We start from the raw sequence: 14,470 nt of genomic DNA, 5'->3' as shown, positions 1-14,470 counted from the left end.
AGTCCGAAAGCGCTTCGTCCAGCAAAATTCGTCACGCTTGCTGCGTCCGGCTTTACAGCAACCCCCCGGCGTGCGTTATGATTAGCGAAGGTTCGAGCGCAGTGCAGGAAGGAGAAACGACGTTTCGGTCAAGCTGGTCAGTCTGTTCCAACTCATACACAGATGTGCTGAAAGGGATGGAGATGGCGTGCATAAGAAACGGCCTTTGCTGGACGCTTTCTGCTGGTGACATCGCGGAAGGCTTTCGACGCAGTCACAACGGAAAGCCGAACCGGTGATGAGCTTTGTTATTTCATTCCGGAGGGAAACTCTGATGGCCTTCACTATGAATGAACTCCGCGAGATGTTCCGGATCTTGGAGGAGCACCCGGAGTACCGGGCGCAACTGAGACGGCTCCTCTTAACTGATCAGATACTTGAGCTTCCAGCCGTTGTCCAGGAGCTGGCTGAGGCGCAGCGGCGGACCGAGCAGGAGGTGCGGGCGTTGGCCGAGCAAGTGGCAGCACTGGCTGAGGCGCAGCGACGGACAGAAGAGCAGGTGCAGACATTGGCCGAGGCGCAGCGACGAACCGAGCAGCGGGTGGAAGCTCTGGCCGAGCAAGTGGCAACACTGGCTGAGGCGCAGCGACGGACAGAAGAGCAGGTGCAGACACTGGCTGAGGCGCAACGAAGGATGGAGGAGCAGTTGGTTGAGCTTGCAGCCGCCCAGCGGCGGACGGAACAGACGCTCGAGCGACTCGTCGAATGGCAGCAGGGCGAAGCAGGTCGGCGCGAAGGTGAGCGATATGAACGGCGAATCATCGTGCGCGCTCCTAACTTGTTCCTCGGTGGTGAAGGCGGTGCCCCAGGTGAACCTGACGTCCGTCGTCGTCTCAGTGAGTGGCTCCATCCGTTTTATCAGTCGGGCCGAGCCCCGGAACCCGCCGCCGATCCCTTTCTGGCCGATCTGATCTGGTGGAAGGGGAGCGAGGTGGTCATTGTGGAGGTCTCGCAGAAGGTGAATGCCCAGGACATCCGTCGGGCACGGCAGCGCGCCGATACGTTGCGCGAGGTGGGAGTAAATGCCACGCCCGTCGTGATCGGGGATGAATGGGCGACGCCCGAATCGCAGACACTGGCACAGCAGGAATTGGTGGAGTGGTTCGTCGGAGGAGGGGTCTCTCAGGGGTTCCTGCGCTTTCGCTGTTTGTCTCCCGACATGCTACAAGGGAGTTCGCCGCGGGCCAATCGGGAGGGGGAGTCATAATGAGCCCGCCCACCGGGTGGATTGTAATGACCTCCTCGTAGGGCGTACTCCGGTCAACCATCAGCAAGACTGTCTGAACAAACCCTCTGGGCCGGGAGCATTCCCCCTTCCGGCTCTTTCGATTTCCTCGGAAGAGGGATTAATCCCCTTTGTGGTGGTTACGAGCGGAAGCGTTGTTTGATGCGAATGGGCGTGGCGAAAAACTCGTAGCGCTCGCGGAGACGGTTTTCAATGAAGCGTTGCTCGGACGCCTGGAGCTTCTCGCGTGAGGAACCGAGGAAGACGACGAACGTCGGAGGACCAGTGGCCACCTGCGTGATATAACGGATCATCCGCCGACTTGGCACGCCCGCTGGTTCGGACAGAACCTCCTGGAAGAACTGGTTCAGCTCGCTTGTGGGAATGCGGAGATGGCGTGCCTCGGCTGCCTTCTTCGCCAGTTCCAGGAGCCTGGGAATCCCCTTCCCGGTCACCGCCGAGATGAAAAGAATTGGCGCGTAATGGAGAAATCGGAGGCGGGAGCGAATCTCACTTTCGACACGAGACGCGGTCGTGTGGTCCTTCTCTACCAGATCCCATTTGTTCACCGCAATGAGGATCGAAGTTCCTGCTTTGTGAGCAAAAGCGCCAATGGTTGCGTCGAGGGCCGTGGGACCTTCCGTGGCATCAATCATCAGCAGAGCCACATCAGCGCGCTCGATGTGGCGTTGAGCCATCAAGACGGCCACCCGTTCGGTCCGTTGGCTAACGCGGGATTTCCGGCGGATGCCTGCTGTATCAATTACGCGAAATCGTGTCCCCTCGAACTCCATCTCCGAGTCTACCGCATCGCGGGTTGTCCCCGGATGCGGCGAGACGATGACGCGCTCACTCCCCAGCAACCGGTTCACCAGCGAGGATTTCCCGACATTGGGTTTCCCGACAACGGCTAGCGCGATCTCTTCACCGCGTTGCTCCTGCGACAAAGGAGCGCCCACAGCACGAACGACAGCATCGAGGACATCCCCGATTCCGCTCCCGTGCTCGGCTGAGACGGCAAAAACATCCTCAAATCCCAGGCGACGGAATTCTTCGGCCCGCAGTTGAAGCGAGCGAGTATCCGCTTTATTGACGATGACGAACACAGGCTTATTCGTCCGACGGAGACGACGCGCTAATTCCTCATCGAGTGGCGTCAGACCCTCGCGCACATCAACCATGAAAAGGAGGAGGTGAGCCGTCTCAATAGCCGCCTGAGCCTGACGAAAAATGCTCTGGACCATGAGCGTCTCATCGTCGGGGAGGAGCCCCCCGGTGTCTACCATCTCGAAGTGACGCCCGCGCCAGAGGACTCGCCCCGTCAGCCGGTCCCGTGTGATGCCCGGTTCGTCCCCAACGATGGCTCGCCGGCTGCCGATCACACGATTGAAGAACGTGGACTTTCCCACGTTGGGGCGACCGACGATCACCACGCTTGGCACCGAGGGCCGGCCAGCCGTCATCTCTTGGTTGACCTCTGCCATACAGGAACGAGACTATTCTCGCGCATCAATGGCAGCCATGCCTCTCCCATCGGAATCTTCGCGCGATCTCTCCATTCTAGCGGGAACAGGGCAAGGCGGAGAAGTATCCTCCGCCTCACCCTTTTCGACAACAGGCTTTCCCGATCACTTGAACTTCAGCACTATTCGTCCGGCGAAGGTTCGGGGAGTTCCCACCCGCGTGCCGGAGAACGCGCTCTCGAAGGTGTAGAGGTAAAACTCGTCCGTCAGATTGAGGACGTCGAACTGAAAACTCACCGCCGTGCGCTTCTCCCGCAAGAGGTCAATGCCGGTGGAAAAGTCAAGCACCGTTCGCGGGCGAACACGCAGGCGCTGGAAATTCACCTCATCGAGAAGACGCGGTGAGAATCCATAAAGCGGACCGCGTTCTTCGAACTCCTGGCGGGTCGTTCCGGGTTCCAGCTCCACCGGTGTGCCGCTATCATAACGTCCTCCAAAGGCGACCCACCAGCCGGACCGATGCGCATAATTCAGACGAAACGCCCCCGTGTTGCGCTGATCATGATCGTTGGGGAAGGTCCGTCCGGGATGTTCGAGCGATTCCACCGCCTCGCCCAAAAAAAGGCCTCCGACGATCGGGGTGGTCGCCCGCGTGTAGGAATTGGCATAGCTGATGAACCCGGTGAACCCTTTCATATTCGCCAGCTCCAGCCGCGCTTCGATGCCGGTGGCGCGGCCTTTGGAGATGGCGATGGGGAAGATGATCCCGCTATTGAGAAACTGGTCGGCATCGCTCATGTTGCGGATGAATCGGGAGAAATAGGCCAGATCGAGTCGAGCGAAGCGAGTGAGCTGCTGTTGCAGGCCCACCTCGAAGGCGTGCTGCGTCTCCGGCAAGACCGGTTTGGTGCCTTCCTCTCCTTCGAGGGCAAGCGGGCTCAGGGCCGCTGCCTGAGCTGAACTGGTCAGCAACAGGTTCTCGCGAGCCGGCGGTGTAAAGAAGCGGTTGTATGAGGCGCGTAATACCGTTTGCGTGCGGCTCAGATAGTAGGCAAGACCCACCCGGGGACTGAACTCATCCGCTGACACAAGCAACCGATAGGCGTCATAACGAAGCCCGGCCTCCACCGTCAGGTTTTTCAACGGACGAAACCGATCCTGGACGAAAGCCGATACTTCGCGTCCCGACTTCCGATCAGCAAATTGAAACGGGCGGTCCAGGGTGAAGGCCGTCGCCGGATTCGGGTGATCGTCCTCCAGCGGTGGAAAGGCGGAGGGATCGGTCACAGCAAATCGAAAGCTCTCCGATAAGGGGAACCGCGTGACCTCTACGCCGACTTTAAACGAATGGCCACCCCGCTCGTGGGCGAGGGAAGCTTTGAGGCCCTGTGTCTCCAGCGTGCGAAATTGCGTCGCATAGACCGGCGTCGCATTCAGGTTCGATCGGAGCGTGGATTCCGAGTACCGTCGCGAAAGCGACAGGGCGAACAACGTCGCCGGAGTCACCGTGTGCTGCCATCCGAGTGATTGAGAATTGTCGCGGAGTTCGATTCGCTGATCCTGACCGGCCTGTTGCTGGAAGGGGAGATTGGTGACGTGAAAATCGCTTCCCCCCACCGATACGGTGAAGCGCAGGAGATCGTTTGGTCCCAAAGCATAATCCACCTTGAACAACCCCTTGGCTGTGCCTCCCCGGTTGTTCAGATTCTCTGGCGAGACCGAATCGAGATACCGATCGGTCCGGGTGGTTGAGAGGCCGGTGTAAAATCCTAGTTTTTTCGCATGGCCTCCGAGCGAGGCGGCCAGTTCCCCCGTGGAGAAGCTTCCACCCGATGCCGTGAAGCTCCCGGAGAACGGAATGTCCAACCCCGAAAGGGTCGTGATATTCACCACACCGGCCGTGCGATTGCCGTACTCAGCAGGCACATTCCCGGTGATCACTTCGACCGTGCGCAAATTGCGGGCATCAAGGCTGGAGGCGAAAACGCTCGTCAAATTGTCGGTGACAGGCACACCGTCAATGTTGTACTGCAAAGGAATATGCGAGCCCCTCAGAAAGATGCGCCCATTGTCGCTCTGAATTGCTCCCGGAACCGTTGCCACGAGATATTCGATGGCGCGACTCGGCGCCGCCCCCGGGAGCCGGGCGATTAAATCCGTGTGCAGGTGCGTGGATGTCGTCGTCTTATCGATCTCCAAACCTTGCGTGTGATCTGCGGTCACTTCCTCGACAATCGTCCCGAGGCTGGCCGGAAGGGTCACTTCAAGGGCGACGGGAATGCTCGAATGAACATCCACGTCCACGTCCACCTCCTGAAACCCCTCGGCGGTGACGTGCACAATGTAGGTGCTGTAAGGCACGTTGAAGAAGCGAAAAGAGCCGGTAGCATCGGTCATCGTCTCCAGGCGAAAGCCAGTCTTAGCATTGAGTAGCGTCACGTGGGCTCGAGGAATAACAGCCCCGGTGGGATCAACGACTGTTCCCTGGATGGATCCCACTTCAGCGCGGGCAGACCCCACAATGGCCAGACTGAAAATGAGAGCACAAAGCGTTTGTCCGATGAGTGTCCTTTTCATGTCCCCTCCTTGATGATCTCACCTGCGGCATCGGATTCGCTTCATCGTCACCGATACCGCCAGAAGAAGCAGCAAACCACTGGTGTTCACCGATGGGCCAAAAATATGACAAACCGGGAGGACCAGTTAGACCAAAGGAGGGGCGCGGTTCGACTGCCAATCGAGAGGATCAATGGATTTGATGATGGTGAGAGTTTCTTCGGGGAAACCCACCGCAGAGGGCAGTCGAACTACTGAACTCAGAGGCGAACTGTGGAAGAGTGAGAGGTTAAATGACCGACAGACCGAACACCCCAACGCAGATGGCCCGGGATCAGGATGGGCCGATTGCGCGCTCAAAATCGCGTCAGGGCCTGAGCCGCGGGAGATGGAGGCTCCGTGGGAAAGGACGTGAACCGGAGTGAGCAAAAAAGAGACCGTCAGCGCTATCAGCATCAAGCTGATGAGCCCTCGTCGGGTGTAGGTGATCCGCTCCATTCCCACGCTCAACCTTGCTCGGTATACCCGCCAAGAGGGGAATCTTAGTCGTCGGCGAGGGAGAAGTCAACAGGTAAACGAGCGAAGAGTTAACAGTTCACCGGGCTAGCCCTCGGGAAGTCCTTATTTTCTCAATTCGCGTTTCCATATATGACCGGGGGCCGACCTTGGGGAGCGGTTGGGCCCGGTAGCAGCCGGGCTAATTTCTGGGGCCGTCTCCGCGGGGAAACACGCGGGCAGGGAGATTCAGGCGGTAACTTTTTGATATCTCGTGTGTTAGAAAATAAACGTCTCCAGGGCTCAAAATCGCCTTCCTTTTTGCTTATAATCTACCGTCTTTTGCGCACGAGAAACGAGGCAAACGATGGGAGGGAACCGTGGAGTCACAGATCACCGTGCCTGAGGGAATCAGCTTTGTTGCCGAGGCGTCAGGGATCAGAGAATATCGGATGGCCAATGGAATGAAGATCCTGCTGTGCCAGCAGACGGCGGCTCCGGTAGTGGCATTTATGGTTCTCTACTATGTTGGTTCGCGCAACGAAGCCGTTGGCTACACCGGGGCGACTCACCTTCTGGAGCATATGCTCTTTAAGGGAACGCCGACGTTTAATGCTCGTCGGGGAACGCAAATTGCAGCCATGCTCCACCGGATCGGAGCGGCGTTCAATGCGACGACCTGGTTTGACCGGACCAACTACTTCGAGGCCGTTCCGCGTCAGCATCTGGAGTTCGTCATCCACCTGGAGGCGGATCGAATGCGGAACTCCCTCATTCGGGATGAAGACCGCGAGGCCGAGCGCATTGTCGTGCGGAACGAGCTGGAACGGGGCGAGAACGATCCGCTGAGCGTACTGGAGATTCAAACCTGGGCGACGGCCTTTCGCGAGCATCCCTATCACCATCCGACGATTGGTTGGCGCAGCGACGTGGAGAACGTGCCGACGGAACGACTGCGCGAGTTCTATCATACCTTCTACTGGCCCGATAATGCGACGGCCATCGTCGTGGGAGATTTTGACCCGCAGGAGACGCTTCGGTTGCTCAATAAGTACTTTGGGGTCATTCCCCGATCCCCTCATCCTCGGCCGACCGTGTATACGGTCGAGCCCCCGCAGGAGGGAGAGCGCCGATTCATCATCCGTCGCGCCGGGGAGGTGGGGGCATTGATGCTGGGATACCGCACACCCCAGGCTGAGCATCCGGATATTTACCCCCTGGCTGTTTTGTCCCGCATCCTGGCGGGGGGCATTGCAACCCGCTTTTATCAACGGTTGATTGACGGAGAGCTGGCTATCAGCGTCCGCACCCATGCATCGCACCTGCGGGACCCCGGCTTGTTTGAGATCACCGTCGTCTTGCGTCCGGGCATTGCGCACAAGCGGGTTGAGCAGGTGATACGGGACGAGATTGCCCGCCTCCAGGATGAACTGGTGAGTGAGCAGGAACTCACGCGGGCCAAGAATAAAATTGAAGCCGATACCTTCTATGCTCGTGATGGAGCCCTCAACTTCTCCTTTGCATTGGGCGAGGCCGAGTCGGCTGCGAGCTGGCGATGGTTTATTGACTATGTGCCTGCGATGCAGCGGGTGACGGCTGAGGACGTTCAACGCGTTGTTCGCCAGTATCTGCATGACGATAACCTCACGGTGGGGTGGTTTGTTCCCAAGAACTCAGGCGGCTCTGTCAGCATCGCTCGCTGGGACGAAGGGAACACTGGCGCGCAACTGCATCGCCCGTGTAGCTTCTCTCCTGGAGAGACCTCGGTGCCGGAGGGAAGAAAACAGGCCGTGACCCCCGGTGTCATCGCATCGGCCCGGGTGCGCTCTGAGCGCGCCTGGGATGATCCTGCAAAGCCTTTTGCCGAGCGGACAGAGCGCGTCGTTTTGCCCAACGGATTGACGGTGTTGGTTCTGGAAAATCACGCCAATCCCACGGTGGAAATTCGGGGTGCTCTCCGCGCCGGACGGTATTTTGAACCGGTGGAGAAACCGGGCTTGGCCGCGCTGGTTGCATCCATGCTTGTGCGAGGAACGACCCGACGCACGAAGCTAGAAATTGCTCAGGTCCTCGAAGATGTCGGTGCGGAGCTTCATCTGAGCGCCAACCGGTTCCTCTGCAACCTGAGTGCGCAACTTCTTCGTCAGGATGTCACGCGGGTTCTCGAAATCATTGCCGAGGTCCTGCGTCACCCGTCATTTCCTCCGGATGAACTCGACAAGCTGAAGAAACAAACCATCGGACATATTCGGCGCAGCCAGGAGAACACGAGCGTGCGGGCCCTGGAGCGGTTCTCCCAATTGGTTTTTGAGCCCGCGAATCCGTTTTATGAGCCCCCTGCGGAAGAGCGAATCCGAAGCATCGAGGCGCTTGCTGTCGAGGACCTCGTCGGCTTTTATCGGGATCACTACGGTGCATCCTCGATGGTGCTGGTCTTGGTCGGCGATGTCCTCGCCACGGAAGTGGTGGCGACAGTTGAGCGACTGTTTGGCGACTGGGAGCCAGGCTCGCGGCGGCCGATTGAGGTGCCCCCAACGCCTCTGGGCGGAGGTGGAATCCGCGAGATCATCACCATGCCCGATAAAGCCAGCGTGGATATTGTCCTGGGCCATGCGGGCCAACTCCGACGGACCGACCGCGACTATTATGCCGCAATTATCGCGAATGCAGCGCTGGGCTACTCGACGCTCTCCTCACGCCTGGGGGTGCGTGTGCGTGATCAGGAAGGGTTGAGCTACGGGATCATATCCCGGTTTCTCGAACCAACCTTCGCCGATGGCCCCTGGGTGATCAGTGTGACCGTCAATCCGAGTAACGTCGAGCGGGCAATCGAATCTACGATTGAGGTGGTAGAGACCTATGTCGCCGAAGGAATGACTGAACGGGAACTGGAGGACGAGAAATCGGCTTATATTGGTTCGTTCACCGTTGGATTGGGAACCAATGGAGGAATTGCTGCCCAGCTTCTCCTCGCTGAGCTGTATGGGTTCGGCCCGTCTTATCTGGATGAGATCCCCACTCTGGTCCAGGCTGTAGGGCTGGAGGAGGCCCGCGCAGCGATTCGGAAGTACATTCACCCTGAACGGTTGATCACCGTGATCGCCGGGGAATACGGGACTGCGTGAGGGGACCCGCCGACGATACCCGAAGATAAAAAGTCAACCCTTTGCCGGGAGCAAGCGTACTATAAGCGTGTAACCGCTTCCGGCTCTCCGGGCGTAGTAGACACCGGACGAGACGATGATGCGGAACGAGTACAGCGTGTGGGAAAAGCTGTGGGGCGAGAGAAACTCGTCAGGTCAGAGGTGGAGATTCACGACGACGAGCTGGTCGAGCGGAGTCTGGCGGGAGATCATGAGGCCTTTGACATGTTAGTGACCCGCTACAGTCGCAGCGTGTTTAATCTCGCCGGGCGATTTTTCCGACAGCCGGAGGCGAGAGAAGACATCACGCAAGAGACGTTCATCAAGGCCTATCAATCGCTGCATACCTACCGACGGGGCGCTTCGTTCGAGCGATGGTTGATGAAGATCACCATCAACGCATGTTATGACGAACTGCGGCGGCTCAAGCGGCGGCAGGAATTCAACCTCGCCGACCTGACCGATGATGAGGGGCGCTGGCTGGAGGATGTCCTGGCCAGGCCGGCTCTGGAGGAATTCGAGCAGACGCAGCGGAATGAACAGGCAGCGGCTCTGGCGGAAAAGCTCTTGCAAACTCTCTCGCCCGAGGACAGAATGGTTATGCTGCTGTACGAGCGCGATGGGCTGTCAACGGCGGAGATCGCCGAGATGATGTCGTGGTCGCGTTCGAAGGTGAAGGTGAGACTCTTTCGTGCCCGTCGCGCGTTGGGGAAGCGGATTCGACGGATGGTGGCGACCATCGAGGGTCGCACCCCGCAGAGGAAAAAATGATGGCTTGTCGGGAGATCCGCAAGAAAATGGCAGCCTGGCTGCGACGGTCTCTGCCGCAGCAAGAGGCAGCGGCCGTGGCGGCTCATCTGTCCGTGTGTCCGTCGTGCCGTCATCAGGCTCAGGTCGTGCGGCTGATGCAGGCCCTGCTGCAAGCCACGCTTCCGGTGGAGGAGGCAGAGTTGTCGCCTCAGTTTTTGACACGGCTGCGAGCACGCCTGGCTGAAGCGACACCACCATTGACCTCATCGCTCTGGGAGGGGATGAGGGCATTCGGCCAGGCCCTGGTCTACACGGCAGTCGTCGTCCTCGCCCTGATGCTGGGGATCCATCTCTATATTCAGCGAGACGTAGCGGCGGAAAACGGGGACTTCTTCCGGCTCGTCGCCGAGCGAAACTTTTCTCCAAGCGAGCGGGTTATTCTGGCCGACGACCAGGACCTGACGTCCGATCAGGTCCTCAGTGCGCTCATCGCTGATCGAGGGCAGAGATGACTCCGGGACTGAACAATAGATGGAAAGCGCGGGCCGTCGTACTGGGGGTTTTTCTCCTCGGCTGTGCCATCGGCGCGCTGACAATGAACCTCTATCGCGTCAGCGTGGAGAGCGGACGATTCTTTACCCCGCCTCCGCCCCGACATACGACGGCGCGGGAAAAGCATCTGGATTTTCTCACCCGCGAGCTGGGCCTGAGCGAAGAGCAAGCCCGTCAGGTGGGACAGATACTGGAGGAGACCCGCCAGGAGTTCATCCAGCTTCGTAACGAGACCCGCCCACGGTTTGATGCGATCCGGGACAGGTCCCGCGAGCGCATCCGCGCTGTGCTCACCCCAGAACAGCAAGCCAAATACGCTGAGCTGATGAGACGGTTTGATCAAGAACGCAGCCAGCGCGATAGACGAGAAGGACGGTAAAATCATCACGGAGGAACACATCAGCACATGGCACTAGGGGGAATCAAAAAGCTTTTTGCCAGTAAGAAACGGCTCTTCGTCATCTTGGGAGCACTCATTGTGATCTCCGGAGTGGCCTTGTCATTTGGACTGTTTCGCCAAAAGGCCGCCGATAGCGAGTACTTCTTCGGAACGGTTGAGCGTGGATCCATCCGGAACGTCGTCAATGCGACGGGAACGGTCCAGGCGGTTGTGACGGTTCAGGTGGGAAGTCAGGTCTCCGGGCAGATTCAGGCTCTCTATGCCGATTTCAATTCGGTCGTCAAGCGGGGACAATTGCTTGCCAAGATTGATCCCCGAAATTTTGAGGCGCAGGTGGAAAATGCTCGAGCGACGCTACTGGCGGCCGAAGCTCGCGTACGCACGGTGGAGGCCGAGCTGAACACCCAGATGGCCAATCTCCAGAGCGCCAGGGCCAATCTGGAGGCCGCGCGCGTGGCCCGCGATAACATGAAACTGATCTTCGACCGCTACACTGAACTCTATCGCAGTGGCGTGGCGTCGCAGAATGATTACGACACCGCCAAGGCCAATTACGATAGCGCTGTGGCCCGCTATAATCAGGCCGCTGCAGCCGTCGAGCAGGTCCAGGCGCAGATGAATGCCACCCGGGCTCAACTCGAACAAGCGAAGGCCCAGGTGGAGCAGGCCAAGGCCGATCTCAATCGCGCACTGGTCAATCTGGAGTATACCAACATCTACTCACCGGTGGACGGTGTGGTCATCTCGCGTAATGTGGATGTTGGACAGACGGTGGCTGCGAGCTTGCAGGCACCCACGCTCTTTGTCATCGCCAATGACCTGACCAAGATGCAGGTCAATGCCAATATTGACGAAGCTGACATCGGAAAGATCTCCGACCGTGTGGATGTGCGCTTCACCGTTGATGCCTACCCCGGCGACACATTCACGGGGAAGATCGTTGAGGTTCGCCTCAACCCGCAAACGGTGCAAAACGTCGTGACCTATAGCGTCATCATCAGCGTGGATAATTCGCAATTGAAGCTGAAACCGGGGATGACGGCGAACATCACGATTACCGTGGATCAGCGAGAGAATGTCCTGAAGGTACCGAATGCCGCTTTGCGGTATTTGCCGCCGGGAGTGACGCGCGAGAAGGTTTTTGAATTGATGCGACAGGGACAGCCGGGAATGGCTGGTGACACCGGCGCCAGGCCGGAAGGGCCAAGGACGTCTTCGGCTCCTCCTTCGCCGGAGAAGCCTCCGTCGGCTCGCCCGGCAGCCGCACGACCAGCCTCGCCTCCGGATGTTCCTGCAGGCCTGTCAGCGGAAGCAGCCGCTTTGCTCAGGCGGTTGCGCGATCCCAATCTGTCGCCGGAGGACCGCCGGGCCCTCGTCCAAAAGATGCGCGAGCTGCCGGAAGCAGATCGGCAAAAGATTCGAGAGAGCTTCCAGTGGTCTCGGCCAGGAGGTAGCGGGCCTGGTCAACCCGGATCATGGGGGAGTCGTTCGGAGGCCGCCGCGCATCGGAGCGCGTCCGCCGCGACAACGGCCCCTTCGGGTCCCTTGCTGGCCCCCGGTCAGCTGTGGGACCCCTCGGAGAAATTGAGATTCCCCACACCTCGTCACCAGAGTGTCCGTCCGGGGATCGTCTGGGTGCTCAATGCGGAGAAAAAGCCCGAGCCCCGTCGTGTGATGCTCGGGATCACCGACGGTGTCAGCACTGAAATTGTCTCCGGCGAAGTGAAGGAGGGGGACAAGGTCATTATTGGTGATACCACACAGGCGACCCCAACGACTACGCAAACAGGATCACGACCGCCCTTCGGCGGACCGTTCGGAGGATTCGGTCCTCCGCGTCGTCCGGCGGGACGGTAAGACTGGCGGCACGGGAGCAACACGAAGCAGCCGCCGGAGGATGGCGCTCATTTCCCGTTGGGCTGCATCGAGTGGGATTTTGTGACCTTAGGCTTCATACGACATCAATAAGGAGGCAAGCGTTGGTTGAGGCATTGGATCATCCGCTCATCCGTCAGCGGGAGGATGAGATCAGCTTACAGCTAGGGCCGTACGATCCGAGTCAGGTCATCCGCCTGGAGCGGGTGCATAAGATTTACAAAACGGGAGATATCGAAGTTCACGCTCTGCGGGGAGTCTCGCTCGTCATTCGCCGGGGCGAGTTCGTGGCTATCATGGGGCCATCGGGTTCGGGAAAATCAACGATGATGAACATCATTGGTTGTCTCGACCGTCCGACGCGTGGCCGATACCTCCTGGAAGGAGAGGATGTCTCCAGGCTCACAAAGACTCAGTTGGCTGATATTCGCAACCGTCGTATCGGGTTTGTCTTTCAGGCCTTCAATCTCGTGCCCCGAACATCTGCTTTGGAGAATGTGGAGTTGCCGCTCATCTACGCGGGCGTTCCGGCGGCCGAGCGAATACGCCGCGCCCGCGAAGCTCTCGCTGCCGTGGGATTAGCCGATCGGGAGAAGAACTTACCCAGTCAACTCTCGGGAGGGCAGCAGCAGCGCGTGGCAATTGCTCGGGCGCTGGTCAATAATCCCTCGATTATCCTCGCCGATGAGCCCACGGGGAATCTCGACAGTCGCACGTCGGTCGAGGTGATGGAAATCTTTCAGCGGTTGAATCGCGAGCGAAATCTCACGCTGGTCATCGTAACGCACGAGGCGGATATTGCCCAGTACGCCTCGCGCATCATCACCTTCCGCGATGGGCGGATTCGCTATGATGCCCCTATCGAGAAGCCGCGCGATGCGCGGGAGGTTCTCGAGCAATTGCCGCCTCCGGGCGAAGAGGAGGAGGAAGACTATGAGGTTATGGGCCATCCTTAAAGTCGCTTTCCGTGCTCTCGGCCGAAACAAGCTGCGGTCAACGCTGACGATGCTCGGTATCATTATCGGTGTCGGAGCCGTCATCGCCATGGTTTCCGTCGGTCAAGGTGCCCAGGCCATGGTGAAGGATCAAATTCAAAGCATGGGGACAAATATCATGTTCGTCTGGCCCGGCAGCCACATGATGGGTGGTGTGCGACTGGGGGCGGGAGCGGCCAATACGTTGACGGCGGAAGACGTCGAGGCAATCGAACGTGAGTGTCCCGCTGTGGCAGCGGCCTCGCCGATTGTTCGGGCATCGGGCCAGATGGTCTTCGGCAATCAGAACTGGTTCACGCAAATTCAAGGCACCAACGAAAAATTCCCGAAGATCAGAAATTGGCCGGTGGCCGAGGGAGAATTCTTCAACGAAGGAGACGTTCGGGCGGCCGCTCGTGTCATTGTGCTCGGTAAGACAGTCGTGGATAACCTCTTTCAGGGGGTCAACCCGATCGGGCAAACGATCCGCGTGCGAAACTTGCCCTTTCGTGTCATTGGCGTTCTCGCTCCGAAGGGCCAATCCATGATGGGACAAGATCAGGATGATATTGCGGTGATGCCTTACACAACGGTTCAGAAGAAACTGTTGGGGCAGCAGATCCTCTCGATCAATTCGGCGATGATTTCCTTCATCAATGCGTCAGCATCGAGCGTGGCTGAGAAGCAGGTCGCCGACCTCCTGCGTCAGCGCCATCGCATTGCCCCGGGTCAACCGGACGATTTCATGGTTCGAAACATGACCGAAGTCGCGGAAGCGGCAGAGCAAACGAATCGGGTGATGACGCTCCTTTTGGGCAGTATTGCCGCCGTGTCGTTGATCGTGGGCGGCATCGGTATCATGAACATTATGCTTGTGTCGGTGACCGAGCGCACGCGCGAGATTGGCATTCGCATGGCCGTGGGAGCCCGCCCGAGCCACATCCGAATGCAGTTCCTCACGGAGTCCGTCGTTCTCAGTCTGCTCGGGGGAATTGCAG

Annotated in this window: 10 protein-coding genes (1 of these 10 cut by a window edge); 8 read left to right on the top strand and 2 right to left on the bottom strand. The window is 58.9% G+C overall.

What is annotated here, in order from left to right; all coding sequences use genetic code 11:
* Positions 1 to 325 precede the first annotated feature (325 nt).
* On the top strand, positions 326 to 1,246 hold the full coding sequence (locus VNM72_11910; protein HXF06100.1) for a hypothetical protein: 921 nt from the start codon (positions 326 to 328) through the stop codon (positions 1,244 to 1,246).
* 158 nt (positions 1,247 to 1,404) lie between these two features.
* Here VNM72_11910 and der read toward each other — a convergent pair whose 3' ends face one another.
* Together der and VNM72_11900 are read right to left on the bottom strand one after the other, a co-directional pair.
* Positions 1,405 to 2,748 (bottom strand): ribosome biogenesis GTPase Der, encoded by a 1,344-nt coding sequence (gene der / locus VNM72_11905; GenBank protein HXF06099.1) that lies wholly within the window; start codon positions 2,746 to 2,748, stop codon positions 1,405 to 1,407.
* Positions 2,749 to 2,892: 144 nt separating this feature from the next.
* Positions 2,893 to 5,304: a TonB-dependent receptor gene (locus VNM72_11900; GenBank protein ID HXF06098.1), complete on the bottom strand. Its 2,412-nt coding sequence runs from the start codon at positions 5,302 to 5,304 to the stop codon at positions 2,893 to 2,895.
* An 854-nt stretch (positions 5,305 to 6,158) separates the two neighbouring features.
* On the opposite strand from VNM72_11900, the gene VNM72_11895 reads away from it, so the two are divergent.
* From VNM72_11895 to VNM72_11865, 7 genes are all read left to right on the top strand, one after another.
* On the top strand, positions 6,159 to 8,903 hold the full coding sequence (locus VNM72_11895; GenBank protein HXF06097.1) for a pitrilysin family protein: 2,745 nt from the start codon (positions 6,159 to 6,161) through the stop codon (positions 8,901 to 8,903).
* A 138-nt stretch (positions 8,904 to 9,041) separates the two neighbouring features.
* The gene (locus VNM72_11890) at positions 9,042 to 9,692 is read left to right on the top strand and encodes a sigma-70 family RNA polymerase sigma factor (GenBank protein ID HXF06096.1); all 651 of its coding nucleotides are present in this window, start codon (positions 9,042 to 9,044) and stop codon (positions 9,690 to 9,692) included.
* Positions 9,689 to 10,183: a zf-HC2 domain-containing protein gene (locus VNM72_11885; GenBank protein ID HXF06095.1), complete on the top strand. Its 495-nt coding sequence runs from the start codon at positions 9,689 to 9,691 to the stop codon at positions 10,181 to 10,183. Before VNM72_11890 ends, VNM72_11885 begins: the two co-directional genes overlap by 4 nt.
* Complete coding sequence (locus tag VNM72_11880; protein ID HXF06094.1) at positions 10,180 to 10,602, top strand: hypothetical protein; 423 nt, start codon at positions 10,180 to 10,182, stop codon at positions 10,600 to 10,602. The genes VNM72_11885 and VNM72_11880 overlap by 4 nt, the downstream gene beginning before the upstream one ends.
* 27 nt (positions 10,603 to 10,629) lie before the next feature.
* Positions 10,630 to 12,480 carry an efflux RND transporter periplasmic adaptor subunit gene (locus VNM72_11875; protein HXF06093.1) on the top strand — a complete coding sequence of 617 codons (1,851 nt, stop codon included), beginning with the start codon at positions 10,630 to 10,632 and terminating at the stop codon, positions 12,478 to 12,480.
* Positions 12,481 to 12,689: 209 nt separating this feature from the next.
* Positions 12,690 to 13,454: an ABC transporter ATP-binding protein gene (locus VNM72_11870; protein HXF06092.1), complete on the top strand. Its 765-nt coding sequence runs from the start codon at positions 12,690 to 12,692 to the stop codon at positions 13,452 to 13,454.
* Positions 13,432 to 14,470, top strand: the 5' portion of a protein-coding gene (locus tag VNM72_11865) for an ABC transporter permease (protein ID HXF06091.1). Its footprint extends 185 nt past the window's final position; 1,039 of the gene's 1,224 nt are visible here — the first part of the coding sequence; it begins with the start codon at positions 13,432 to 13,434; its stop codon lies off the right edge, out of view. The genes VNM72_11870 and VNM72_11865 overlap by 23 nt, the downstream gene beginning before the upstream one ends.

Source organism: Blastocatellia bacterium (genome assembly GCA_035573895.1).
Taxonomy (GTDB): domain Bacteria; phylum Acidobacteriota; class Blastocatellia; order HR10; family HR10; genus DATLZR01.
The sequence above is the reverse complement of the archived record's forward strand: the minus strand, read 5'-3'. Positions and strand labels throughout refer to the sequence as shown.